Raw genomic sequence first — 25,565 nt, 5'->3', positions numbered from 1 at the left:
ACGATTTACGATTTGATGTATGTCTGCTGTCTGTTATTGACGTTCTTTTTGCTTTTTACCGTTATCGGTCGATATCGGGTACTACATAGTCCAATGTACCGCCGATAGCGATAAGGTCGGCAATCTTTGCACCGCGGCAAATCGTATCTACGGTAGATACCAGCGGAAGCCCCGTGCTGCGGAAGTGCAGGCGGTAGGGTGTCTTGTCGCCGTGGCTCTCAAGGAATACGCCGAACTCGCCGCGGCTGCCTTCTACGGCAGCGTAGTAAGTGCCTTCCGGTACGCGGATAATCGGTTTCATCTTCTCCTGGTATGCACCTTCGGGGATATTGTCTATCAGTTGTTCGATGATTTTCAGGCTCTCCATGATTTCGTCCATACGGATGAGGTAGCGTGCCCAGGAGTCGCCCTCGGTGCGGACAATCTCTTTGAAGTCCACCTTGTCATACACCCCGTAAGGCATGCGCTTGCGTACGTCGCACGCCCAACCGCTGGCACGGCCCGTACCGCCGGTGGCTCCGAACGCTATGGCATCTTCACGGGAGAGTACGCCTACGCCTTTCAGGCGCTGCTGCGCAATGATGTTTCCTGTAAACACGTCGTGGTATTCGTGCAGGATGCCGCGCAGGTATGGGATGAACTCTTTGACTTTCTTCTGGAAGTCGGGGGCGATGTCGGCTTGCACGCCGCCAATCGTGTTGTAGTTCATGATGAGGCGTCCGCCGCAGGTTCCTTCGAAGATGTCGAGAATCTTTTCACGGTCGCGGAAGCCGTAGAAGAAGGCGGTCAGTGCACCGAGGTCCATTGCCAGGCAGGAGTAGAAAAGCAGGTGCGAGTCGATGCGCTGCAACTCGTCCATGATGGTACGGATGTACTGCACACGTTCGCTTACCTCTATGCCCATGGCTTTTTCGATACACATACACAAGGCATGGCGGTTCTGGTGAGCGCCCAGGTAGTCCAGACGGTCGGTCAGCGCCAGTGTCTGCGGGTATGTAAGACTTTCGCACATCTTTTCGATACCCCGGTGGATATATCCGCAGTTGGCATCGATTTTTTTGATGATTTCACCTTCCAGCGATACGCGGAAACGCATTACGCCGTGGGTTGCGGGGTGTTGGGGACCGATGTTCACCACATATTCGTCGTCGCCGAAGAGTTGCGTTTCCTTGTTCTTTACCGTTCCGTCCGGGTTCAGTTCCAGTTCGGTGGTGGTATCAACCGTTTCCTCATTGTCCATGCGCAGCGGGTTCTGTGCTTCCGGGTCATCGTCTTTACGCATCGGATGCCCTACCCAGTCGTTGCGCAGGTAGAGGCGGCGCATGTCGGGGTGTCCTACGAATACCACGCCGTAGAAGTCGAACACTTCACGCTCCAGAAAGTCTGCCGCTTTCCAGATGTCGCATACAGAGGGAAGTTCGGGATGCTCGCGGTTGAGTGTGGCGGTGCGGATGGCAGTCCGCTTGCCGGTGACGGTGGATTCCAACTGATACACCACGCCAAGTCCGCGCGGAGTGTCGGGAGTGTCTTTGGCGGCATCCGGTTCGCCCCAGTCCATACCGGTGAGGCATTCCAGAAAGTCCATTTGTTCTTCCTGCCGCAGGCGCAGCATTTCGTCATGCAAGGCTGCGGGTTCTATATATCTTATTTCCATACTCATATTCATATTCATTCTTCCGGTCTTTCTTCTTTTTGGTTTACACCGCCAAAGTATTTCTCTATTTTTACTTTACGCTGCAACTGCATCATTCCGTAGTAGAATGCTTCGGGGCGGGGAGGGCATCCGGGGATATATACGTCCACCGGCAAAATCTTGTCTACTCCGTTCACAACGTGGTAGGACTTCTTGAACGGGCCGCCGCTGACAGCGCAACCGCCTACGGCTATCACATACTTAGGGTCTGCCATCTGGTCGTACAAGCGTTTCAGCACCGGAGCCATCTTGTTCGTGATTGTTCCGCACACCATAATCATATCTGCCTGGCGCGGACTGGCACGGGCTACCTCAAACCCGAAGCGCGCCATATCGTAGCGGGCTGCACCGAGGGCCATGAATTCGATACCGCAACAACTGGTTGCAAACGTAAGCGGCCACAGCGAATTGCTGCGTCCCCAATCGATGAAATCGTCCAGAACGCCGATAGCCACATTAGCGCCGCCGGCATTAAGTTCCCGAACCAATTTCTCCAACGTTTCGTTGTCTGTAAACTCCTCATAAGGGATGGATTTTATTTTGGGTTTCTTCGTTACTTCCATTCCAACGCTCCTTTCCTCCAGGCATATGCAAGGCCCAGAACCAATATAATAAGGAAAAATAAAATACTGAAAAGTCCGGCAGCTCCCAGCTCGCGTGCTATGACTGCCCACGGAAACAGGAACACCGTCTCCACTTCAAACATCAGAAACAGGATGGCAAACAAGTAGTAACCTACCCGAAACTGCATCCATGATTTACCGCGGGTGGGAATACCACATTCGTACGGCTCCATTTTCTGCACATTGTACGAACGGGGGGCTATCGCATTGGACAATGCGATGACGATACCCACGAAAGCAATTGCCGTCAGCAAGACGGCTACCAACAAAGTAAAGTTCATAAATCCGATAAGATTTTAGATATATAAAATATAGATATACTGCACTAAAACAAGGATAAAGCGATAAGGCGACAAGGTGATAATGCTTTACCTTTTTTTTAAATGATAATCTTCCTTAACCCGATTATGTAATAATGCGGACCGGGCACGGTAAGACAGTGTACATTCGGCATACGGTCATAGCTTTGCGCACGCAGCAGTTGCTGCATACGGATAATATCAGTGCGCAACAGGGAGCTTTTGTTGTTTGGAACCTGCTGGCTTTCCACATGTTCCAGGCAAGAAGCGGCGGATGATGTATGTCTGTAATAATTATGAATGACCTGTTGGGCGGTAGGCGCCTGCGTCAAAATGCAACTCTCTGCTTTGCAACCGGCCGGAGCGCACAAAAAATCCGCAGCCTCTATTGCACCGTTGTGTAATAAAACCGCGAGTATGGCTATCATACAATATTTTATGCACTGTTTCATACCTCCCTATCTGTTTCAGGGCGCAAAGATATAACAAGTATCTCTCATTTTGCTATCTCTGCATAACAAAATAAGACTATTTTTACACTTTTTATCCTAAATCAATTCCGTTTCCAGAATTCCGGGGTGAACAAAAGTAAGACGGTAAACAATTCCAGACGTCCCAATAACATGAGGAATGACAGTAACCATTTGGCGGCATCGGGCAGGGCATTCCATGAATATGCCGGACCGGTATCACCCAATCCGGGGCCCATATTGCCGATGCTGGATACAACACAGCCGATGGACTCTTCGGCACCTATCCCCATCCCCATCATTATCAGTATGCTGATGATGATAATGATAAAATATAAAAAGAAAAATGCCAACACGGTGGATACGATGGAAGGGGGGATTACTTGTTTGTTTATACGCACCGGCAACACTGCGTTGGGATGGAGGAGGTGCTTGCACTCATTGCGGGATACTTTGGCCAGAATGACCATACGGATACATTTCAGACCGCCGGAAGTGCTGCCGGCACAAGCTCCCATCACCATGACAATGGTAAGAAGTCCCCAAAGCACAGGTGTCCATAACATATAGTCGTCTGTGGCAAAGCCGGTGGAGGTGTGCAGCGATATGACCTGGAACAATGATTTGCGGAAAGCCTCTTCCGCATCCATTGAACCGGTATAATAGAGCACTACGGCTATCACACCGGTAAAGCCTGCTACCGACCAGAAATACCATTTCAGCTCGGCATTGTCAATTACCTTTTTGAATTTCCGGTTGACAAAGAACAGCAATAGCGTAAAGTTGATGCCGGAAATAAACATGAAAATGGAGATTACATATTCTATATAAGGAGAATTGTAATAGGCCACACTTGCCTGCTTGGTGGAGAAACCACCCGTGCCCGTAGTAGCAAAGGCATGGCATACGCTGTCGAACCAGTTCATGCCGCCCAGCATTAACAAGACTACAAGTATGAGAGTGAGTCCGGCATAGATGCTCCATATCCATTTGGCTGTGATGCCGATGCGCGGATGCACCTTGTCGTGCGTGGGACCGCTGGCTTCGGCGGCAAACACCTGCAGGCCGCTGACCCCGAAGATGGGTAATACGGCAATCGTAAACATGATAATTCCCAAACCGCCTATCCATTGTGTCATACCGCGCCAGAACAGCAATCCGTGAGGAAGCGATTCTATATTATCCAGCACGGTGGCTCCCGTACTTGTAAAACCGGACATGGTTTCAAAGAAAGCATTCGTGATGTCAGGGACATATCCGCTGATGTAGAAAGGCAACATACCGAAAAGAGAAAAAGCCACCCAGGCAAAGCTGACCAGGACGTAACCGTCGCGGCGGGTAAGTTGTTTCTCACCGCCTTTTCCGGCGATAGCCATGAGCAGGCCCACTCCTGCTGTGATACCTGCCGATTTCCAGAAATCGAGGAGGGCTTCGTCATTATAGTAGTACGATATTGCCGAACATGCCAGCAACATGACTGTCTCCAGCAGTAGCAGAATACCGATAATCCGTATAATTGTCTTAAAGTTAATCACGCTTGTTTGGATTTTAAGTCGTTAATTTTGAATTATGGGACGGGGCGCAGGTGCAGCCAATTCATAATTCAGAATTTATAACTCCCGATTAATTAAAGTATTTTTCGATTTTCTTAATCATCATGTTCAGGCAGAATACCACCACGTGGTCGCCGGGCTGTATTTGCGTGTTACCCATAACTACCACACCCTCGCCGTTGCGTATCAGTCCGCCGATGGTTGTCCCTTTGGGCAGGCCGAGGTCTTTCACCGGATGTTTGGTTATCTTTGAACCTGCCTTGACGGTAAATTCCGCTACATCGGCATTGGCAAAGGTGAGGCATTTTACGTTGCTTACATCGGCATCCAGCATCATCTGGTAGATATGGCTGGCGGCAATCATCTTCTTGTTGATAACCGTGCCGATGTCGAGGCTTTCAGCCATGCCTATATAGTCGATATTTTCTACTTCGGCTACGGTTTTTCTTACACCCATGCGTTTTGCCGCCAGACAGGCAAGAATGTTTGTTTCCGAGTTCCCGGTCAGTGCCACAAAGGCTTCGGTATTCTTCAATCCTTCTTCTATGAGCAGGTCCATATCCCGTCCGTCGCCGTTGATAATCATTGTCTTGTCATCCAGCAGTTCGGTCAGACGGTTACAGCGGTTCAGGTCGTTGTCCACGATTTTCACCTGCATATAGTCGGGGACATATTGTGCGGTACGTACGGCGATGCGGCTTCCACCCATAATCATGACATTGCGTACGTCGGCATAATCTTCTTTGCCTGCTATCTTGCGGATGTATGGTACGAATTTGCGGGTGGTCGTGAAATAAACAATATCATGCAGTTTCACAACATCATCGCCGCGGGGAATCAGTGTTTCGTTACCGCGCTTGATGGCCACCACATGATAAGGCAATTCCGGTCCGCCCAACTGATGCAGGGGGATGTTCAGGATTTCTGCTTTTTCGCGCATCTTGGCGCCTATCAGAATCAATGCGCCCCCGCAAAATTCCCACCATTGGCGTACCCAGCTCATACGGATGGAAGATACAATCTCTTTTGCCGCAAGCATTTCCGGGTAGATAAGCGAATCTACTCCTAACTTCTGGAAAAATTCCTTGTTTTTGGGCAGCAGATATTCGTAATTGTCAATGCGCCCTACGGTTTTTACCGCACCCAGGTTGGTTGCAAGCATACAGGCGGTAATGTTACGGCTTTCGTCGGGAGTAACGGCAATGAACAGGTCGGCCTCTCCCGCTCCCACCTCTTTCAATCCTTTTATGGAAGTGGGGGAGGCGTTAACGGTCATCAGGTCGAAGTTGGAACTGAGCGTGCTCATCCTTTCTTCGTTGTCGTCTATTAATATGATGTCTTGCTTCTCGCGCGACAATAGTTTGGCCAAATGTGTGCCTACTGCACCGGCACCTGCAATGATTATTTTCACAATGCTTTAAGAAATGAAGAATAAAGAATCAGGAATGAAGTACGGAGGCTTGCATAATGCAACCCGGTTCTTCATTCATCATTCCTCATTCTTAATTAATATATTATAGATTCCTTCTTCGTCCATTCCGCACAGCCGGTGCAGCTCCTGTACCGTACCATGTTCTATGAATGCGTCGGGTACACCGATGCGCTCGACGTGCGGGGTATAGTTGTTGTCTGCCATGAATTCCAGCACGGCGCTTCCCATACCTCCCTTCCGTGTGCCGTCCTCTATGGTGACGATGCGCTTGAAGTTACGTCCTGCTTCATGCAGCAATGCCTCGTCCAGCGGTTTGAGGAAGCGCAGGTCGTAATGGGCTATGGAGAGCCCTTTTTCCGCTTCTGCCCGTTCGATGGCGCGTGCGGCAGTATTTCCTATCGGTCCGATGGTGATGACGGCAATATCCTTTCCGTCCTTCAGTTTGCGCCCTTTGCCCACGGGGACTTCTTCGAGCGGACACTTCCAGTCCACCAGTACGCCTCGTCCGCGGGGATAACGGATAACGAACGGACCTTTGTCCGGCAGTTGTGCCGTGTACATGAGGCGGCGTAATTCATGTTCGTCCATGGGCGAGGATATGGTCAGGTTCGGGATAGGGCGGAAGTAGGCAAGGTCGTATACGCCATGATGTGTCGGGCCATCCTCTCCCACCAGTCCGGCGCGGTCCAGACAAAGGACAACGGGCAGCCTCAGGAGGGCAATGTCGTGTATCACATTGTCGTATGCCCGCTGCATGAAAGACGAGTAGATGTTGCAGAAAGGTTGCATGCCTTCCTTTGCCATGCCGCCGGAGAATGTGGCTGCATGCCCTTCGGCAATGCCTACATCGAATGCACGGTCGGGCATGGACTTCATCAATAGGTTCATGGAACATCCTGTGGGCATGGCAGGAGTAACTCCCACTATCTTCGGATTTTTCTCTGCAAGTTCTACCAGCGTCTCTCCGAACACGGTTTGGTACAGAGGGGGCAGGTTGCTGGTGTCGGTGGTGATGCGCTCTCCGGTTTCGGGGTCGAATCTGCCCGGTGCATGCCAGATGCCCGGGTCTTTTTCGGCAGGTTCGAAGCCTTTGCCTTTTACGGTGTGCAGATGGAGTATTTTAGGACCTTTCAAGTCCTTGATGTCCCGTAGGATGCGGGCAAGATTCTTCACATCGTGTCCGTTTATGGGACCGAAATAACGGATGTTCATCCCCTCGAAGATGTTCTGTTGTTGGGCTGCCATTGATTTCAGGCTGTTGGAGAAGCGGATGAGCGCTTTGCGCCGGTCCTCGTTCAGCACACCCATTTTGAACAGCATTTTGGATGCTTTGAAGCGTAGCTGGTTGTAGCGGTTGGAAGTTGTCAGGTTGAAGAGATATTGCTTCATGCCACCCACGCTGCGGTCTATCGCCATGTCGTTGTCGTTGAGGATAATCAACAGGTTGTTGTTGGTGGATGAGGCGTTGTTCAACCCTTCGAAAGCCAGTCCTCCGCTCATGCTGCCGTCGCCAATGACGGCCACTACGTGGCGGTCTTTTTCTCCTTTCTTGGCTGCTGCGACAGCCATACCCAAAGCCGCCGAAATAGAATTGGAGGCATGTCCGCAGGCAAAGGTGTCATAATCGCTTTCTACGGGAGTGGGAAAAGGACGTATGCCTTTGAATTTGCGGTTGGTGCAGAAAGCCTCGCGACGTCCGGTGAGCATTTTGTGCCCGTAAGCCTGATGCCCCACATCCCATACAATGCGGTCGTATGGAGTGTTGTAGACGTAATGCAGCGCAACGGTCAGTTCCACCGTACCCAAACTCGCAGCAAAGTGTCCCGGATTGCAAGAAAGTTCCTGAATGATGTCTTGTCTTAATTCCTTACATATCTCCGGAAGTTGTTCCACGCTCAATTTGCGCAAATCCTCCGGATAAGAAATGGAATTTAGCAAGTTATATGTTGTTGACTCTGTTTTCATCACTGTACTGAAGATTACAAAATGCAAAAATAGCAAAAGAAAACGGATGGCTGTATCATTTTGTCTGTTTTTTGTTTTGCCGCTTGTCTTTTGCGGGAATTTGTCCGGACGTTTTCGCCTCTTTTAACAGAAATGCTTTCCCTTTGCGAAGCGAGTTTACCGGATTGGCGTACGGGATATGTCCGACACCCGGGTCTTGGTATGTCCGACACCCGGGTCTTGGCATGTCTGACATCCGGGTCTTGGTATGTCTGACACCCGGGTGTCAGACACGGTGTTCTTGCATACGCGGATATGTATAGTTGCCTGAAGAAGCAACGGAGCATGTCCTTTGCGGTTTTTAGAAGGTGCTTTTCCGGTTTTTGCAGTATTTCTTTGTATCTTTGCAGCCCCATTGAATTAAGTTACGTATGAACTTCATTACTCCTGTCGAACTTCCCGCCCATCTGCCTTGCTTGCGGCATACGGACCACTTGCTGCTGCTGGGCTCCTGCTTTGCAGCCAATATGGGCGCAAGGTTTACCGAAGCGAAATTTTCCTGCGATGTCAATCCTTACGGCGTACTTTATAACCCTCTGTCCATATCCGCCGCTTTGCGTGAAATCGTATTTGGGAAAGTGTATGGTAAGGAAGACCTGTTTTTCTTTCGCGATTGCTGGCATAGTCCCATGCATCACGGGGATTTCTCGTCACCGTTGGCAGACGAAACGTTGAAGAGAATCAACGGACGGATTGCCGGTGCGCACGAACAGATTTTCCGTTCGGCGTGTTTGCTACTGACTTTCGGCACGTCCTGGGTGTACGAACAAAAAAATACGGGGCGTATCGTGGGCAACTGCCATAAGCTGTCCGAGAAGGAGTTTACCCGCAGGCGGCTGACAGTAGATGAAATTGTGTCGGACTATGTTTCGCTGCTATCGGGGCTGCTGGCGCGCAACTCCGGATTGAAAGTGATATTTACCGTCAGCCCTATCCGCCATGTACGCGAAGGCATGCATGCCAATCAGCTCAGTAAGTCCGTCTTGCTGCTGGCTGTAGACAGACTGCAAGCTGCTTTTCCGGAGAATGTATTCTATTTTCCCGCCTATGAATTGGTTTTGGATGAATTGCGGGATTACCGCTTCTACGCTGAAGATATGGTGCATCCTTCCGAAGTGGCGGCGCAGTATGTGTGGGAACGCTTCTCGTCCGCCTGTTTTTCGCCGGAGACGTTACAGATCATAGAAGAAAGTGAAAATATACGTAGGGCATTGGCACACAAGCCCTTTCATCCCGGCTCTGAGGAGTATAAGCGTTTTTTAGGACAAATTGTGTTAAAAATAGACCGACTTAACGGAAAATACCCGTACTTAGACTTCCAAAAGGAAAGAGAATTATGTCATACACGATTGAAGATATAGCTCGCATCATCGGTGCGCGGCGGATAGGGGATAGGCCTGCCGCTATCGACTGGTTGCTTACAGACAGCCGTTCCCTGAGTTTTCCCGAAGAAACATTGTTTTTTGCCTTGCCTACAAAGCGGAATGACGGTACCCGTTATATCCGTGATTTGTATGCGCGCGGCGTACGTAATTTTGTGGTCAGCGAAGAGAGGCTGAATGAGGTTGGAATCGGAGAACCAAAAGTTGAAGACGCCGTACGGCAGGAAACTGTGGATACTGCTGCGATGCAGCCGGCTTTCAACTTACTGGTCGTTCCCAACCCGTTGAAAGCCTTGCAGAAACTGGCAGAGCAACATCGGGACCGGTTTCAGATTCCTGTTATCGGCATTACAGGCAGCAACGGAAAAACCATTGTGAAAGAGTGGCTGCATCAGTTGCTGAGTCCCGAACGGATGATAACACGCTCTCCCCGCAGCTACAATTCCCAGATAGGCGTACCTTTGTCCGTGTGGCAGATGAGTGAACAAACGGAGCTTGCCATATTGGAGGCCGGTATCTCGGAACCGGGAGAAATGCGTGCCTTACAGAATATTATCAAACCTACAATCGGTATCCTGACAAATATAGGAGGCGCACATCAGGAGAATTTCTTCTCTTTGCAGGAGAAATGTATGGAGAAGCTGGCTCTCTTTAAGAACTGCGATGTGGTGATTTATAATGGTGACGACGAGTTTATCAACAATTGTGTGGGTAAATCCATGCTTGCCGCCCGTGAAATAGCATGGAGCAGGAAAGATATGGAGCGTCCGTTATATATAAGTAAAGTGGAGAAACAGGAAGATTCCACAGTTATTTCCTATCGTTATTTGGATATGGACAATACGTTTACATTGCCTTTTATAGATGATGCTTCTATTGAAAATTCGCTGAACTGCCTGGCGGCCTGCCTGTATCTGATGCTTCCTGCCGAACAGATAACGGAACGCATGGCAAAGCTGGAACCGGTAGCAATGCGTTTGGAAGTAAAGGAAGGCAAAAACGGATGCCTGCTGATAAATGACAGTTATAACTCTGATCTCGGTTCGTTGGATATAGCGCTTGATTTTCTGTACCGTCGCTCGCAGAGTAAGGGTCTGAAGCGGACGCTTATCCTTTCGGATATATTGGAGACGGGACAGAATACGCCGACTCTCTACCGTCAGGTGGCACAGTTGGTAAACAGCCGGGGAATAGAGCGCATAATCGGTGTGGGAAATGAAATATCTTCATGTGCCGCACGGTTTAGCATCGAGAAGGCTTTTTATCCGGATACGGCTACGCTGATTGAAGCCATTGGCCGGGGAGAACTCCGACTGGAGAATGAAATAATTCTGATTAAAGGGGCGCGTAAGTTCGGTTTCGATGCGTTGACGGAAGCCTTGGAGAAGAAAGTGCACGAAACGATATTGGAGGTAAATCTCGGTGCAATGATCGCTAATCTGAATCATTATCGCGGCAAGCTAAAACCTGAAACCAAAATGGTGTGTATGGTGAAGGCTTCCGCCTATGGCGCAGGTTCGTATGAAATAGCCAGAACTTTGCAGGAACATCATGTGGATTATCTGGCTGTTGCTGTTGCCGATGAAGGGTCGGATTTACGTAAAGCGGGCATTACGGCAAGCATTATCATTATGAATCCAGAGATGACGGCATTCAAGACGATGTTCGACTATAAACTGGAACCGGAAGTTTACAGTTTCCATTTGTTGGATGCGCTGATTAAAGAAGCTGAGAAAGAAGGTATCACCAATTTCCCCATTCATGTGAAACTGGATACCGGCATGCACCGGTTGGGGTTTGCTCCGGAAGACATGCCCCGGCTCATAGAACGTCTGAAAGGACAGAATGCGGTTATTCCCCGTTCGGTATTCTCTCATTTTGTAGGAAGCGACGCTCAGCAGTTCGATGCTTTTACGCGTAAACAGATAGAAACTTTTGAAAAGGCTTCCATGCTGCTGCAGGAGGCGTTTCCGTATAAGATACTTCGTCATATCTGTAATTCGGCCGGTATAGAGCGCTTTCCGGGAGCACAGTTTGATATGGTGCGGTTGGGAATCGGATTGTATGGCATCAGTCCGATAGATAATTCTATAATGCATAACGTCAGTACGTTAAAGACTACCATCCTGCAGATTCGTGATGTGCCCGAAGAAGATACGGTGGGATATAGCCGCAAGGGACATTTGACGCGTCCTTCACGTATTGCTGCCATTCCTATCGGCTATGCCGACGGGTTGAACCGTCACTTGGGCAATGGACACGCCTATTGCCTGGTGAACGGACAGCGTGCTCCTTATGTGGGTAATATCTGTATGGATGTTTGTATGATTGATGTTACTGACATTGATTGCAAAGAAGGCGACAGCGTTGAGATTTTCGGAGATCATCTTCCTATAACCGTCCTCTCCGATGTGCTCGGGACAATTCCCTACGAAGTGCTTACAAATGTTTCGACACGTGTGAAGAGGGTGTATTATCAGGATTGAGAAGATGACAAGGCGTAAAGTATGGATTATACTTCATATTTTATACTTTATACTTTGTATTTCGTGCTTCGTACTTCATAAATCTTCTTATCTTTGCAATCAAATTTAATCCGATATGATTATGACAAACTTACTTTTATTAGGTTTCTTGCCCAGCGGTTCCGAATGGATTATCATCGCATTGGTTATCTTGCTGCTGTTTGGCGGTAAGAAAATTCCTGAACTGATGCGCGGTTTGGGAAAAGGCGTAAAGAGTTTCAAAGAAGGGGTAAACGAGGCTAAAGACGAAATCAATAAAGCAAAGGAAGAGGTGGACAAACCTGTAGATAATAAGTAATAAGGTGATGAAGCGGTTGTTGTCGTCCCGTTACCTTGTTGTTTTACCGCCTTGTCACTCTATCGCTGTTTATGTTTATGGCAGATAAAGAGTTAACCTTCTGGGATCATTTGGACGAACTGCGCCGGGTGCTGTTCCGCATTCTTGGTGTATGGTTTGTGTTGGCTGTGGGTTATTTCATTGCGATGCCTTATCTGTTTGATAATGTAGTGCTGGCTCCTTGCCATAATGATTTCATCTTTTATGATTTGCTGCGTTATATCGGTGAAGTATTTGACTTGCATGACGAATTCTTTACGCAGGAGTTCCAGATAAAATTGATAAATATTAATCTGGCCGCACCGTTTTTCATCCATATATCTACAGCATTTTGGATGTCGGTGGTGACGGCTGCGCCATATGTATTCTTCGAGATATGGCGGTTTGTCAGTCCCGCACTCTATCCCAACGAGCGCAAAGGGGTACGGAAAGCACTCGGTCTGGGTACGGTGATGTTTTTTGTAGGAGTGTTGCTGGGTTACTTTATGGTATATCCGCTGACCTTACGTTTTCTATCCACTTACCAGCTTAGCGCAACGATAGAGAACCAGATTTCTCTCAATTCGTACATCGACAATTTTATGATGCTGGTACTCTGCATGGGACTTGCTTTTGAACTTCCGTTGGTAACGTGGTTGCTTTCGTTGCTGGGGTTGGTGCATAAGACATTCCTGCGGAAGTATCGTCGCCATGCAGTGGTTATCATTGTTATTGTTGCCGCTGTCATAACTCCCACTGGCGACCCGTTTACACTGACCGTCGTTGCCGTTCCGCTCTATCTTCTTTATGAAATGAGTATCCTGATGATTAAGGACAAGAAAGCGGATGAAACCGAGGAGATTATAGAGACCGGAGAGAGATGAATGCTGAAATAGAGGAATATTTTTATTTACTGCGGGAAGTCTGTCGTGCAGATGACTCTTCTTTGGGAACCGCTTACCGTCAATTGCGGGAACTGCTTGAGCATTTATGCCGTACGCAAATGACGGATAGCAGTCTGCAAATGACCGACCTTGCCGCCCGTATCAATTTTGTATCTTCCAAGCTGGGGCTGACCGTTGCAGAGCAAAATCGCCTGCATACTTTCCGGCTTGCCTCTAATGCCGTCCTTAATCGCCAGGCAGAGCCTTCACGCGAAAAACTGCTGCGTGATGCCAAGACAGTATCTTTCTTTGTGAAACGTATAACCGGTGAAGATATTCCGGCAGACCTGTATCGTCTCTTTCCGCAGGCTGATGCCACGTACATTCCAGCTCCCCTGGCAAAGGAGCGTGTACGGCGTATGCGCGTCAATTTTCAGTATGCCGATACGGATTATCTGTATGTACTGCCTGTGGATAGCGTGGCGGACGAACCGTTGCGGGTACGTTATAATGTGCCTCAAATCAATGATGAATTTGCTGAGACTTGTGGTTTGTTGTGGCGGCATGCCCAGATTAATCTGCTGGATGTGGCAGTAGATGAGGCAGGTGTGCTTACACCCTCTTTCATTATTTTAGAACCGGATTATCTGCTTGATATCAGCTCATTGGCAGAATGTTTCAGGGAATATGGCCATCACCCGGCAAACTATATGCTGGCAAGGTTGCAGATGCCCGACAATACCCGCCCTCTTTTGTTGGGTAATATAGCCAACCTCTTTTTGGACGAATGGATTCATGCGGAAAGTGAACCTGACTATCTGGAATGTATGAAGAAAGCGTTCCGCTCATATCCCATTGAACTGGCTGCCTGCGCAGATTTGCGCGACCGGGAGAAAGAACGTGAATTCTTTGCCGACTGTAAACGGCATTTTGATAATATCCGGCAAACTGTTACAGATACTTTCCGGGCTTCGGGGTATGAACTGGACAAAACGGATGCCGTGCTGGAACCGTCTTATATATGTGAGGCGTTAGGTTTGCAGGGACGCTTGGATTATATGCAGCGTGATATGTCGTCTTTCATCGAAATGAAATCGGGTAAGGCGGATGAATATGCTATCCGGGGTAAGGTAGAACCTAAAGAGAACAATAGGGTACAGATGCTGCTGTATCAGGCGGTATTGGAGTATGCCATGGGGAAAGAACATCATCGGGTGAAGCCGTATTTGCTCTATACACGCTATCCGTTGCTCTATCCGGCACGTCCTTCGTGGGCAATGCTGCGCCGGGTAATGGATGTCCGGAACCGTATTGTAGCGAATGAATACGGCATCCAGTTGCGCAATAGTCTGCAATATACGGCAGAGCGTCTGCGCGATATTGCTCCGGGAACTCTGAATGAGCGGCAACTGGATAATACCTTGTGGAAACGTTATCTGTATCCTTCCATCGATGCGGTGACACAGAAGATTCATGCGTTGTCTCCATTGGAACAGTCGTATTTCTATGCGTTGTACAATTTTATAACAAAAGAACTCTATACTTCAAAATCCGGTGATGTGGAGTATGAAGGACGCACCGGCGCATCTGCTTTATGGCTTGCTACTTTAGAGGAGAAAAGCGAGAACGGAGAGATTTTATATGATTTGGCGATACGGCAAAATTGTGCGGCGGATATTCATAAACCTTATTTACTGCTGAAGCGTACACATACGGATATTGATACTTTGCCCAATTTCCGGCAAGGAGATGCCATTGTTCTGTATGAGCGGAATGTCAGTGAAGATAACGTTACCAATAAAATGGTGTTTAAGGGGAATATCGAGGAAATTTCCGATTGCAATATCCGTATCAGACTCCGTGCGGCACAACAGAACGTCAGGGTCTTGCCAATGGAAAGCCGCTATGCAATAGAACATGATTATATGGATACCTCTTTTCGCTGCATGTATTGGGGATTGTCGGCCTTTTTGTCTGCAACGAAAGACCGTCGGGATTTGTTGCTGAATCAACGTAAACCGGAATTTGATACTGCCCTTAACGGAGCTATATCGGCTGCTGCCGATGATTTTGTACGCATTACTTTGAAGGCGCAAGCTGCTAAAGACTATTTCTTGCTGGTAGGTCCGCCGGGAACCGGTAAGACCTCTCGCGCTCTGCGCAGCATGGTAGAGGCTTTTTATAGGGAAGGGAAAGAAATACTTTTGCTTTCATATACTAACCGGGCAGTGGACGAGATATGTAAGATGTTGACAGCCATTACACCGGAGGTCGACTTCATACGTATCGGCAGTGAACTTTCCTGTGACGGCGTGTATCGTCCGCATTTGATAGAAAACGTGTTGGAGTCTTGCTCTACACGCCGGGAGGTGCAGGAGCGTATGGCGCGTTGCCGAATTTTTGTGGGAACGGTTGCTACACTGTCTGCCAAGACCGAATTGTTCCGTTTGAAGACTTTTGATGTGGCCTTGATAGATGAGGCTACTCAGATATTGGAGCCGCAACTGTTGGGATTGCTTTGCATGCGCGGCGTTACCGGCGGGAATGCTATAGGGAAGTTTGTCCTGATAGGTGACCATAAACAATTGCCGGCTGTTGTACTCCAGTCATCGGAGCAATCGGAAATTCAGGATGAAGGTTTGCGGGGCATCGGTTTGCATAACTTGAAAGATTCTCTTTTTGAACGTCTTTATCGGAATGCCATTAGGCAACAGGCGGTTGGCGGTCGGCAAACCTCTGCTTTCAACTCCCGGTTTTCAGCTTTCAATTCTCTTGATATGCTTTGTCGCCAGGGACGTATGAATGTGGAAGTTGCAGCTTTTCCGAACCGTGCTTTCTATGGCGGGTTGTTACAGCCGGTAGGATTGGAACATCAAACAGGGGTTCTTAAACTGTCTCCTCAGCTTTCTGCTGATGAATTTGCCGCTTTGCTGACCCGGCGGGTAGCTTTTCTTCCGTCCGTTCCCGAACCGCCTATGCAGTCGGCAAAGATGAACCGTTCGGAAGCAAAAATCGTAGCCGGACTGGCTGCTGCTGTCTATCGGCAGTATACATTTGCCGAGGGATGCTTCAGCGCAGCTTCTACTTTGGGAGTAATAACCCCTTATCGTAGTCAGATAGCTTTGATAAAGAAAGAAATAGAAGCTTTGGGAATTCCAGCCTTGAATGAAATCCTGGTAGATACGGTGGAGCGTTTTCAGGGAAGCGAACGTGATGTCATCATTTACTCTTTCTGTGTGAACAGGTTGTCTCAGCTGAGATTTCTTGCCAATCTGACAGAGGAGAACGGAATACGGATAGACCGTAAGCTGAATGTGGCTTTAACCAGAGCGCGCAAGCAGATGTTTATAATCGGAGTCCGACAATTGTTGGAGCAGAATCCAATCTATGCGCAACTGTTGAAAAGTTGTGATTCATAAGGTACGAAACGTTTCCTATTGCCGTAGATTGCAGCTATTTCTTCATTTAATAAATCTTAAATATTTTCTTTCTCTTTATATGCTTTATTAATAACATCGTGTGTTATAAAGCCTTATCTTTGCAGCACGTTTTTTTCATAGAGATTTAGATTTAAGGTTAGAAGAATTGTGGAAGTCGTGAGACTTCCCTTTTTTTTATCCCTTAATTCTTGTTCTCTCAGAATTTACCGACAAATCTTATATTGCCAAGAGGATATAAAAAAAAGCTCTTTCATGCGAAAGAGCTTTTTTTTATATCTATATATTCTGTCTGTATCAGTTCAGTACGATGGGTTTGTATTTCGGTACCAGAAGCTTCATGATGCACCAGCCGATAAGGTAAGCAACGGCACAGATGCAGAATATGATGAAGTATCCGGCTGCCTTGCCTTCGAATCCCATGAACATCATCTGGGTTTCATCAGCGTAAGTAAACAGTGTGCCCGAGCCTTTGTTGATGAGGAACGAGCCGATACCGCCCGCCATACCTCCCAATCCGGTAATGGTAGCTACTGCACTTTTGGGGAACATATCGCCCACTACGGAGTAGATGTTGGCAGACCAGGATTGGTGAGCTGCTCCGGCAATACCTATAATGATAATCGGATACCAATAGGAGTATTCTCCTAACGGTTGTGCAAATAGTGCGAGTAACGGGAACAAAGCAAAGATGAACATGGCTCGCATGCGGGCTGCATACGGATTCATACCGGTTTTGTTTATGATGATGGTAGGCAGTTTTCCACCATAGATAGACAGCATGGTAATGGCATAAAGTACGAATATCAGCAACTGTGCCGTTCCGCTGTCCGAAGAGAATCCGTAGACATCGGAGATGTAGGCCGGAGTCCAAAACAGGAAGAACCACCATACACCGTCGGTCATGAATTTACCGATGGCAAAAGCCCATGCCTGAGGGTATTGGAGACATTCCATAAACGACATCTTTCTTTCAGGCTTTTCAGAGACAGCCTTGTCTTCTTCTCTGAGTTTATCTTGTTCGATATAAGCAATTTCTGCTGCATTGACGCGCGGGTTTTCATGAGGTTTCTTATACATGAACATCCACATGCCCATCCAGACGAAGCCTAATCCACCGATGACGATGAACGCCATTTCCCAGCCGTTGCCTACACCGATGCTTTGGAAGTACCGTGCTAAAGAGGGGATGGTGACAGGAGCTATTAAAGCACCTACTGTGGCGCCGGCATTGAAAATGGAAGTTGAGAATGCACGGTCTTTTTTCGGAAAATACTCGGCGGTGACTTTAATTGCTGCGGGGAAGTTTCCGGCTTCACCGACGCTCAATATCACACGGGCAGCGATGAAAAAGTAAACACTGGTAATGGCAATGGTCGATGCTACGGCACCTGTTGCGGAAATCATGGCAGCGGCATCATGAATGCCCACTACATGTTCGGTTGCCCATCCGCAAACAGCATGCAGGCAAGCTCCTAATGACCATACGAAGATAGCCCAGAGATAACCTTTTTTGGTTCCTAACCAATCGATGAAGCGTCCGGCAAATAAGTTTGCAATGGCATATACTATGGAAAATACGGCTGTGATATCTCCATAATCGGCATCTGTCCAATGGAATTCCGGGGCGATAAAATCTTTCCAGGTAAGTGATAATACTTGTCGGTCGAGATAATTAACTGTTGTCGCGAAGAATAACATGGCGCAAATTGTCCAGCGATAGTTAGACATTTTGCCCAATGTGTTCTGATTTGTACTCATGATAATAGATTTAATTTATAATGTCGCAAAAATACGCGTTCTTGTGTTATGTGTATGTGTAATATTTGGTAGAAATCATGGAGAAAATGACAAAAATAGGCATAGTTGAGAACAACCATGCCTATTTTCTTGTCTACGGATATTATTTCATATCTGTGTATTTGATTTCATCTTTGTCGCTGTACTTCAGGTTCTCACCTCCCATACCCCAGATGAAAGTATAGTTGCTGGTGCCTGCAGCTGCGTGGATGCTCCATTCGGGAGAAGTGATGGCCTGCTCGTTGTGTAACCAAATCAGGCGTTCTTCTTGAGGCTCACCCATTAAGTGGCAAATTGCATTTCCCGGAGCCAGGTTGAAGTAGTAATAGGCTTCCATACGACGTGTGTGAGTATGGGCAGGCATGGTATTCCATACAGAACCCGGAGCAAGCTCGGTAAGTCCCATCTGTAATTGGTTTGTACCGCCGTTTTTCACTCTTTCCAAAACATCTTTTACAATCAGCTGGTTTACGATACGGTCGTTGCTGTCTTCCATTTTTCCGTAATGGTCGGAAATGCCCAAAGCATATTTTTTAGGATTGGCCTTTTGAAGTTTGGCATCGGTTGTAATCAACTGAGTAACGTAAGGTTTGTAAGCCGGAGCCGAGTTGATATAGAATTTGGCAGGGTTGGCAGCATCGTTGCTCTTGAAAGTTACTTCTTTATTGCCACAACCTACATAAAGAGCTTCTTTATACTTCATGGGGTATTCTTTACCGTCTACGGTAACTACTCCATCGCCACCGGTGTTGATAACACCCAACTCGCGACGTTCGAGGAAGTAAGTGATTTCAGGACCCAACTCACGGAAAGTCTCCAGTTTCAATACTTTGTTTACAGGCATTGCACCTCCGTAAATCAAACGGTCATAGAGGGTGTAAGTAACATTGATTTCGTCCGGAGCCATTACTTTGCTCATCATAAAAGAGCTACGGAGACGTTGTGTGTCATAATGCTTTACGTCCAATGGATGGCAGGCTGTCTGCACAGTGTAATTTACTTGGGCGGAAGCCGTAACTGCGGCTGCACCCAACATCAGGGCAATTGCTAATTTTTTCATGTCTGATATAAACTTTAAATATTAATATGCTTAATGATTACTTTTTTATTTAGCACTCTCTTTAGCTTCTTTTTCACTGCGGACAATGATGCGACGGTTGATGAACATCATGGTTATTGCTACCAGTACCAGCAGTGCAGCACCTACATACGAGAGTTTTACACCTCTATATATAGTCCAGCCGAAGAAAGAAGCGGCAAAGTCGATGGAACCGCCATCAAATCCTTCAGGAATGTGTGCCGTAGGATCGTGTGTTTCGGCATATACCTGATTGGCTGCCAGCGTGAAGTCCGGTGCCATATCGGTTACGAAATACAAACCTAAAATAAGAGTGATAAGACCGATAATAAGTGTCTTCAATACATTTCCTTTAGTAAAGGGCAATATCATCGGAAACAGATAGAACATACCTGCAAGTGAGGCCAATGGCAGGAACTGATTACCCGGCAGGAATACGGCAAGTGCCAGGATAACGGGAATCAGGATAACCGATGCCACCAATGTAGCGGGGTGGCCGATAACCAGTGCCGGGCTCATACCGATATGTACTTTCTTACCGTTGAATTTAGCTTTTACCAGTTCCGAAGTCTTTTCGGAGATAGGCTTCAATCCTTCGATAAACAGAGAAGTGATGCGGGGGATGAGTTCCATTACGGCTCCCATTGTGATACCCAGGAAGAGAACTTTCTTGATGTCGAGTTGGGCTGCCCAGCCTATCAGCATACCTACGATAACTCCCAATACCAGCGGTTCACCTATTACACCGAACTTTTTCTTCATGCCTTCTGCATCGATTTCCAGCTTGGAGAAACCGGGAATTTTATCTAATGCCTTATTGATAAGTATGGCAAACGGTGTGAAACTCTGGCAGAAAGGCTGGGGAATAGAGATACCGTCCAAATCATAGAACTTTTGGAATTTTTCTGCGGTAAGGTCTGCGCAGACCAATGTAATAATGTAGCAGATGATAGCGGCGAAATAGCCCCATGCCAGATTCTGGCCGGTAACAAAATAAGCCACAGCACCGATGAAGGCGAAGTGCCAATAGTTCCACAAGTCTATGTTTACAGTACGTGTGGTCTTGGTGATAAGCATCAGGAAATTGACGCCTAAGCAGATAGGAATGATAAGCGCACCAACAGCGGTATTATAAGCTACGGCAGCGGCGGCGGGCCATCCCATATCGAATACGTTCAGTTGCAGGTGATACAAATCGGATATGGCTTTCAGAGGAGAATTAAAATTTGTTGTCAGCAGGGCGGTAACTACGCCTAAGCCCACAAAACCGACTCCGACAAAGAGACCTGATTTCAGAGCCTTGCCAAATTTCATACCGATGCACATGCCTATGATTGTAAAAATAATAGGCATCATTACAGACGCTCCCAAAGCGATGATGTAACCGAAAACTTGTTCCATTCTTTATGTGATTTAATTGATAAATGATTATGTTTTACAATAGTACGAATTGAAAATCGGGGTCAAAAATAAGACCTTTTCCTAATTAATCAAACTGTAAAGGCATAATAAATAGTAAATAAGGATGATTTTGGACAAATTTGTCGTTATCGTGCACAAATTTGTTCGTTTTCGTACACGAAAATCAAAAAATGCACCCTCTGCGCCAAAAAGTGCACAGGTGTTTGGAAAGAAACATCTACTTTTGTTTCGTGAAAAATTATAAGGTCTAATACCCAAAAAGAACAACTACATGAAAAAGAACTTTATTTGTAATTTTATTCTATCCGGTTTATTGTTGTTTTCTCCTTTAAGCATGTTTGCACAGCGTGTGGATTCAAACTTGCCGTGGTCGGTACGTATGGTGGAGTCCGAAATGATTCGTTGTCCGGAATCCTGGCAGTTGGACTTTCAGCCTAAATTGAAATGGGATTACTGTCACGGGTTGGAATTGCAATCCATGCTGGATGTGTATGATCGCTACGGTAATCGGAAAATCTATGATTATGCTTTGGCTTATGCCGATACAATGGTAAATGCAGATGGTACTATCAAAATGTACAAACGTGAGGAGTATAGCCTTGACCGTATAAACTCCGGTAAATTTATATTCCGCATCTATGAACAGACGAAAGATGAGAAATATAAGAAAGCGCTTGCATTGATGAGAAGTCAGCTCGATGAGCATCCCCGGAATGCCGACGGCGGCTTTTGGCATAAGAAGATTTATCCGAATCAGGTATGGCTGGATGGTATTTATATGGGAGCGCCTTTCTATGCGGAATATGCTTTCCGTAACAATCAGGTAGACGATTATGCGGATGTTATCAATCAATTCCTGATGGCGGCCCGTCATACTTACGACCCGAAAAATGATGTGTACCGTCATGCTTGTGACGTAAGCCGTAAAGAACGTTGGGCCGATCCTGTTACCGGACAATCAAAGCATAGCTGGGGACGCGCTATGGGCTGGTATGCCATGGCCTTTGTAGATGCTTTGGATTTCATTCCGAAACATGAAGCGGGCCGTGATTCCATGTTGGTTATCTTCAATAAAATAGCTTCTCAGATAAAGCGTTTGCAAGATTCCAAGACCGGTTTGTGGTATCAGGTACTGGACAAGAGTGGAGCGCCGGGTAATTATCTGGAATCTTCCTGTTCTACTATGTTTGTATATTCTCTGTTCAAGGGTGTGCGTAAAGGGTACATTGACAAATCCTATCTGGAAGTAGCAGTTAAAGGATATAAGGGCATCCTTGGCAACTTTATAGAAGTGGATAAGAATGGTGTGGTAAGCATCACAAAGGCTTGTGCCGTAGCAGGACTTGGCGGAAAGGTCTATCGTTCGGGAGACTATGATTATTATATCAATGAAACTATCCGCAACAATGACCCCAAAGCTGTAGGTCCGTTTATTCTTGCATCATTGGAGTGGGAACGTCTTCAGGACGTGAAAGTGATTGTTAACCGGAAATGATAGCGAAAGTAACTATGAAAGCACTGTGTAGTTTTATAATAGCCCTGCTTTGCGGGGTCGGTTCGTTATCCGCGGCGCAGCAGTGGAAAGATACGATTGTTGTAGCCCGTGACGGCACGGGAGATTACCGTACGCTGACCGAAGCAATGGAGGGTATCCGTGCCTTTATGGATTATAAGGTGACGGTTTTGGTTAAAAAGGGTGTATATAAGGAAAAGGTTGTTCTTCCTTCTTGGTTGGAAAACGTCGATTTCATCGGTGAAAATGTAGAAAATACGATTATCACCTACGATGATCATGCCAATATAAATAAGATGGGAACTTTCCGTACCTATACTTTGAAAGTGGAAGGAAGTTCCATCACTTTTAAGAACTTGACGATAGAGAATAATGCTGCACGGCTGGGGCAGGCAGTTGCGCTTCATACGGAAGGTGATCGCTTGGTCTTTATCAATTGTCGCTTTTTGGGCAATCAGGATACTATTTACACCGGTGCAAAAGGTACTCGTCTCTGCTTCCTGAATTGTTATATTGAAGGTACTACCGATTTTATTTTCGGTCCTTCTACGGCATTGTTCCATAATTGCACGATTCATAGTAAAGCCAATTCGTACATCACGGCAGCCTCCACTCCGAAAGACATTGAAGTGGGATATGTTTTTAAGAACTGTAAGCTGACTGCCGCACCGGACGTTGATAAGGTTTATTTGGGGCGTCCGTGGCGTCCCTATGCAGCTACAGTGTTCATTAACTGCGAGATGGGTAAACATATCTGTCCGGCAGGATGGGATAATTGGCGTAATCCGAAGAATGAAAAAACAGCCCGTTATGCTGAATATGGTAATACGGGAGAGGGGGCTGATAATACAAATCGGGTAAAATGGGTAAAGCAACTGACCCGGAAGGATGTTGCAAAATATGAGGAACCGGATTATCTTTTCAAGATATGCAGTGAATGGAAACCGTAAGTTTATCTTACGGTTTCAGAAAATCCGCTCTCATAGGACTGAAGCAGTCGATTAATATACCGGCTTCCAGACAAGTGCATCCATGTTCGGCATCCGGTTCGATATAAACACCGTCGCCAGCCGATACGATTTGTTTTTCACCGTTAACCGTGAATTCAAATTTACCGCTTGCCACATAAGTTGTTTGAGTATGATAATGGGTATGTGTTGTACCTACTGCACCTTGTTCAAATTTAACCTTGACGAGCATTACCTGACCGTCGTACCCCAAAATCTGACGAACAACGCCCTCTCCGGCGGGTTCCCATGCTTTCTCGTTTTCGAGAATGAATGCATTGCTTCTTGTTCTTTTCATTGTGTGAATGATAATTTTACTGATACAAATATAGCGATAAATAATAAGTTTGAAAAACCATGAAAAGTAAATTGATTCTGCTGTTGGCAGCTTTTTTCTTGTGTTCCGCTTTCAAGGCCGATAAGCCGGTAATTACCATTTTTATGATTGGTGATTCTACGATGTCAAATAAGTCGTTGGTGGGCGGTAATCCCGAAAGAGGGTGGGGGCATGTCCTGCCCGGTTTCTTTTCTGAAGACATACGGGTGGATAATCATGCCATGAACGGACGCAGTTCCAAGAGTTTTATCGATGAGGGGCGCTGGGACAAAGTGCTTTCACTGATAAAGAAAGGCGATTATGTTTTTATTCAGTTCGGGCACAACGACGAAAAGCCCAAAGCCGACCGCCATACAGACCCGGGAACAACCTTTGATGCCAACCTGCGTAAGTTTGTTAATGAGACTCGTGCGAAAGGCGGTATTCCTGTTCTGTTCAACTCCATTGTGCGCCGTAACTTTGGTACGGCCGATAATAAAGCCGTAGCGGAAGCTATTCTTCAGGATGATATTCGCAAGGGAATCAATCCTGATGCCAAGCAAGACGCCTCTCAGGAAAAGAAAGTGGTGGAAGGAGACAAACTGATTGATACGCACGGAGCATATCTGGATTCTCCGCGCAATGTAGCAAAAGAGTTGAATGTTCCTTTTATTGATATGAATAAACTCACCCACGATTTGGTAGAAAGCTTGGGACCGAAAGAATCGAAGAAACTCTTTATGTGGGTACCCGTCAACACAATTGCTGCCATGCCTAAAGGTCGTGAAGACAATACTCACCTCAACATATACGGTGCACGTGTCATAGCCGGTATTACAGTAGATGCCATTGCCAAAGAAGTGCCGGAATTGGCAAAATATGTCCGCCATTATGATTTCGTGGTAGCTCAGGATGGCAGTGGCGATTTCTTTACTGTACAGGAAGCTATTAATGCCGTACCCGATTTCCGTAAAAATGTACGCACCACGATATTGGTGCGTAAAGGCGTATATAAAGAAAAACTGATTGTGCCCGAGAGCAAGATTAATATCTCTTTGATAGGACAGGAAGGAGCTGTCATATCCTATGACGACTATGCCAATAAACAGAATCTCTTTGGAGAGAACAAAGGTACGTCCGGTTCATCTTCCTGTTATATCTATGCGCCCGATTTTTATGTGGAGAATATCACGTTCGAGAATACATCCGGTCCGGTAGGGCAGGCGGTTGCCTGTTTTGTCAGTGCCGACCGTGCTTATTTCAAGAACTGCCGTTTTCTCGGATTTCAAGATACACTCTATACGTATGGGAAGGGAGTGCGGCAGTATTATGAAGATTGTTATATAGAGGGTACGGTCGATTTTATATTCGGTTGGTCTACGGCGGTATTCAACCGTTGCCATATTCATAGTAAACGTGACGGGTATGTCACGGCTCCTTCTACCGATGAAGGACAGAAATACGGCTATGTATTTTATGACTGCAAATTAACTGCGGATGCCAACGTGAAGAATGTTTATTTGTCCCGTCCGTGGCGTCCTTTTGCTCAGGCTGTGTTCATTCATTGCGATTTAGGAAAGCATATTCTTCCGGTCGGTTGGCATAACTGGAATAAGAAAGATGCTGAGAAAACCGTTTTCTATGCAGAGTACGACAGCTATGGCCCGGGTGCTAATCCTAAAGCACGCGCTGCTTTCTCCCATCAGTTGAAAGATACGGAAGGATATGAAATAGAGTCCGTCCTTGCCGGTACTGACGGTTGGAATCCGATTGCTAACGGCAATGCATTGGTAAACATTAAACGTTGATTG

Annotated in this window: 19 protein-coding genes; 8 read left to right on the top strand and 11 right to left on the bottom strand. The window is 46.9% G+C overall.

Translation table 11 applies throughout. From position 1 onward, the window contains the following. Window positions 1-61: 61 nt before the first annotated feature. The 7 genes from NQ565_RS00370 to dxs form a co-directional block, all read right to left on the bottom strand. Window positions 62-1,654, bottom strand: a complete 1,593-nt coding sequence (locus NQ565_RS00370; protein WP_034535985.1) for an NADH-quinone oxidoreductase subunit D — start codon at window positions 1,652-1,654, stop codon at window positions 62-64. Window positions 1,655-1,668: 14 nt separating this feature from the next. Continuing rightward, window positions 1,669-2,256, bottom strand: coding sequence for an NADH-quinone oxidoreductase subunit B (locus NQ565_RS00365; protein WP_005657479.1), 588 nt, complete (start codon window positions 2,254-2,256; stop codon window positions 1,669-1,671). After that, entirely contained in the window at window positions 2,247-2,597 is a 351-nt protein-coding gene (locus tag NQ565_RS00360; RefSeq protein WP_005657477.1) for an NADH-quinone oxidoreductase subunit A, read from the bottom strand. Before NQ565_RS00360 ends, NQ565_RS00365 begins: the two co-directional genes overlap by 10 nt. Before the next feature lie 98 nt (window positions 2,598-2,695). Next, window positions 2,696-3,043 carry a hypothetical protein gene (locus NQ565_RS00355; RefSeq protein ID WP_005657473.1) on the bottom strand — a complete coding sequence of 116 codons (348 nt, stop codon included), beginning with the start codon at window positions 3,041-3,043 and terminating at the stop codon, window positions 2,696-2,698. 125 nt (window positions 3,044-3,168) lie between these two features. After that, window positions 3,169-4,620: a TrkH family potassium uptake protein gene (locus NQ565_RS00350; protein WP_005657471.1), complete on the bottom strand. Its 1,452-nt coding sequence runs from the start codon at window positions 4,618-4,620 to the stop codon at window positions 3,169-3,171. 88 nt (window positions 4,621-4,708) lie between these two features. Beyond that, a complete protein-coding gene (trkA, locus tag NQ565_RS00345) occupies window positions 4,709-6,049 on the bottom strand; it encodes a Trk system potassium transporter TrkA (RefSeq protein ID WP_005657469.1) in 1,341 nt (446 codons plus the stop codon). A 78-nt stretch (window positions 6,050-6,127) separates the two neighbouring features. Next, window positions 6,128-8,035 carry a 1-deoxy-D-xylulose-5-phosphate synthase gene (gene dxs, locus NQ565_RS00340; protein ID WP_005657467.1) on the bottom strand — a complete coding sequence of 636 codons (1,908 nt, stop codon included), beginning with the start codon at window positions 8,033-8,035 and terminating at the stop codon, window positions 6,128-6,130. 410 nt (window positions 8,036-8,445) lie between these two features. On the opposite strand from dxs, the gene NQ565_RS00335 reads away from it, so the two are divergent. The 5 genes from NQ565_RS00335 to NQ565_RS00315 all read left to right on the top strand — a co-directional run bounded on the left by NQ565_RS00335 (window position 8,446) and on the right by NQ565_RS00315 (window position 16,600). Then, window positions 8,446-9,435, top strand: a complete 990-nt coding sequence (locus tag NQ565_RS00335) for a GSCFA domain-containing protein (protein ID WP_040316219.1) — start codon at window positions 8,446-8,448, stop codon at window positions 9,433-9,435. After that, window positions 9,411-11,942 carry a bifunctional UDP-N-acetylmuramoyl-tripeptide:D-alanyl-D-alanine ligase/alanine racemase gene (locus tag NQ565_RS00330; RefSeq protein ID WP_005657457.1) on the top strand — a complete coding sequence of 844 codons (2,532 nt, stop codon included), beginning with the start codon at window positions 9,411-9,413 and terminating at the stop codon, window positions 11,940-11,942. Before NQ565_RS00335 ends, NQ565_RS00330 begins: the two co-directional genes overlap by 25 nt. Window positions 11,943-12,063: 121 nt before the next feature. After that, window positions 12,064-12,279, top strand: a complete 216-nt coding sequence (locus tag NQ565_RS00325) for a Sec-independent protein translocase subunit TatA/TatB (protein ID WP_016661901.1) — start codon at window positions 12,064-12,066, stop codon at window positions 12,277-12,279. Between the two features lie 77 nt (window positions 12,280-12,356). Beyond that, window positions 12,357-13,181 (top strand): twin-arginine translocase subunit TatC, encoded by an 825-nt coding sequence (gene tatC / locus NQ565_RS00320; RefSeq protein WP_016661900.1) that lies wholly within the window; start codon window positions 12,357-12,359, stop codon window positions 13,179-13,181. After that, complete coding sequence (locus NQ565_RS00315; RefSeq protein WP_005657448.1) at window positions 13,178-16,600, top strand: AAA domain-containing protein; 3,423 nt, start codon at window positions 13,178-13,180, stop codon at window positions 16,598-16,600. The genes tatC and NQ565_RS00315 overlap by 4 nt, the downstream gene beginning before the upstream one ends. A gap of 315 nt (window positions 16,601-16,915) precedes the next feature. On the opposite strand, the gene NQ565_RS00310 is transcribed toward NQ565_RS00315, so the two are convergent. The 3 genes from NQ565_RS00310 to NQ565_RS00300 all read right to left on the bottom strand — a co-directional run bounded on the left by NQ565_RS00310 (window position 16,916) and on the right by NQ565_RS00300 (window position 20,897). Beyond that, window positions 16,916-18,379 carry an MFS transporter gene (locus tag NQ565_RS00310; RefSeq protein WP_005657446.1) on the bottom strand — a complete coding sequence of 488 codons (1,464 nt, stop codon included), beginning with the start codon at window positions 18,377-18,379 and terminating at the stop codon, window positions 16,916-16,918. 142 nt (window positions 18,380-18,521) lie between these two features. After that, complete coding sequence (gene kduI, locus NQ565_RS00305; RefSeq protein ID WP_005657444.1) at window positions 18,522-19,478, bottom strand: 5-dehydro-4-deoxy-D-glucuronate isomerase; 957 nt, start codon at window positions 19,476-19,478, stop codon at window positions 18,522-18,524. A gap of 45 nt (window positions 19,479-19,523) precedes the next feature. Continuing rightward, a complete protein-coding gene (locus NQ565_RS00300; RefSeq protein WP_005657443.1) occupies window positions 19,524-20,897 on the bottom strand; it encodes a PTS galactitol transporter subunit IIC in 1,374 nt (457 codons plus the stop codon). A 292-nt stretch (window positions 20,898-21,189) separates the two neighbouring features. Between NQ565_RS00300 and NQ565_RS00295 the strand changes: the two genes are divergently transcribed. Both NQ565_RS00295 and NQ565_RS00290 read left to right on the top strand, forming a co-directional pair. Next, the gene (locus tag NQ565_RS00295; RefSeq protein ID WP_005657439.1) at window positions 21,190-22,413 is read left to right on the top strand and encodes a glycoside hydrolase family 88/105 protein; all 1,224 of its coding nucleotides are present in this window, start codon (window positions 21,190-21,192) and stop codon (window positions 22,411-22,413) included. Then, the gene (locus NQ565_RS00290; protein ID WP_005657436.1) at window positions 22,410-23,381 is read left to right on the top strand and encodes a pectinesterase family protein; all 972 of its coding nucleotides are present in this window, start codon (window positions 22,410-22,412) and stop codon (window positions 23,379-23,381) included. Before NQ565_RS00295 ends, NQ565_RS00290 begins: the two co-directional genes overlap by 4 nt. Before the next feature lie 7 nt (window positions 23,382-23,388). Here NQ565_RS00290 and NQ565_RS00285 read toward each other — a convergent pair whose 3' ends face one another. After that, window positions 23,389-23,736 (bottom strand): cupin domain-containing protein, encoded by a 348-nt coding sequence (locus tag NQ565_RS00285; RefSeq protein ID WP_005657434.1) that lies wholly within the window; start codon window positions 23,734-23,736, stop codon window positions 23,389-23,391. A gap of 59 nt (window positions 23,737-23,795) precedes the next feature. Here NQ565_RS00285 and NQ565_RS00280 point away from each other — a divergent pair, with 59 nt between their 5' ends. Further along, the gene (locus NQ565_RS00280) at window positions 23,796-25,562 is read left to right on the top strand and encodes a pectinesterase family protein (RefSeq protein WP_005657432.1); all 1,767 of its coding nucleotides are present in this window, start codon (window positions 23,796-23,798) and stop codon (window positions 25,560-25,562) included. Window positions 25,563-25,565: the final 3 nt, after the last annotated feature.

It is taken from the genome of Bacteroides stercoris ATCC 43183, assembly GCF_025147325.1.
In the GTDB taxonomy this organism is placed as follows: Bacteria; Bacteroidota; Bacteroidia; order Bacteroidales; family Bacteroidaceae; genus Bacteroides; species Bacteroides stercoris.
This window is presented reverse-complemented; position numbering and strand designations above follow the sequence as displayed.

Excerpts from the sequence above, each read along its gene's own strand:
- NQ565_RS00335 (WP_040316219.1), top strand. The coding sequence starts at position 8,446 with ATGAACTTCATTACTCCTGTCGAACTTCCCGCCCATCTGCCTTGCTTG.
- dxs (WP_005657467.1), bottom strand. The coding sequence starts at position 8,035 with ATGAAAACAGAGTCAACAACATATAACTTGCTAAATTCCATTTCTTAT.
- NQ565_RS00315 (WP_005657448.1), top strand. The coding sequence starts at position 13,178 with ATGAATGCTGAAATAGAGGAATATTTTTATTTACTGCGGGAAGTCTGT.
- kduI (WP_005657444.1), bottom strand. The coding sequence starts at position 19,478 with ATGAAAAAATTAGCAATTGCCCTGATGTTGGGTGCAGCCGCAGTTACG.
- NQ565_RS00280 (WP_005657432.1), top strand. The coding sequence starts at position 23,796 with ATGAAAAGTAAATTGATTCTGCTGTTGGCAGCTTTTTTCTTGTGTTCC.
- tatC (WP_016661900.1), top strand. The coding sequence starts at position 12,357 with ATGGCAGATAAAGAGTTAACCTTCTGGGATCATTTGGACGAACTGCGC.
- NQ565_RS00300 (WP_005657443.1), bottom strand. The coding sequence starts at position 20,897 with ATGGAACAAGTTTTCGGTTACATCATCGCTTTGGGAGCGTCTGTAATG.
- NQ565_RS00360 (WP_005657477.1), bottom strand. The coding sequence starts at position 2,597 with ATGAACTTTACTTTGTTGGTAGCCGTCTTGCTGACGGCAATTGCTTTC.
- NQ565_RS00355 (WP_005657473.1), bottom strand. The coding sequence starts at position 3,043 with ATGATAGCCATACTCGCGGTTTTATTACACAACGGTGCAATAGAGGCT.
- NQ565_RS00370 (WP_034535985.1), bottom strand. The coding sequence starts at position 1,654 with ATGGAAATAAGATATATAGAACCCGCAGCCTTGCATGACGAAATGCTG.
- NQ565_RS00310 (WP_005657446.1), bottom strand. The coding sequence starts at position 18,379 with ATGAGTACAAATCAGAACACATTGGGCAAAATGTCTAACTATCGCTGG.
- NQ565_RS00285 (WP_005657434.1), bottom strand. The coding sequence starts at position 23,736 with ATGAAAAGAACAAGAAGCAATGCATTCATTCTCGAAAACGAGAAAGCA.
- NQ565_RS00295 (WP_005657439.1), top strand. The coding sequence starts at position 21,190 with ATGAAAAAGAACTTTATTTGTAATTTTATTCTATCCGGTTTATTGTTG.
- NQ565_RS00330 (WP_005657457.1), top strand. The coding sequence starts at position 9,411 with ATGTCATACACGATTGAAGATATAGCTCGCATCATCGGTGCGCGGCGG.
- NQ565_RS00325 (WP_016661901.1), top strand. The coding sequence starts at position 12,064 with ATGACAAACTTACTTTTATTAGGTTTCTTGCCCAGCGGTTCCGAATGG.
- NQ565_RS00365 (WP_005657479.1), bottom strand. The coding sequence starts at position 2,256 with ATGGAAGTAACGAAGAAACCCAAAATAAAATCCATCCCTTATGAGGAG.
- NQ565_RS00290 (WP_005657436.1), top strand. The coding sequence starts at position 22,410 with ATGATAGCGAAAGTAACTATGAAAGCACTGTGTAGTTTTATAATAGCC.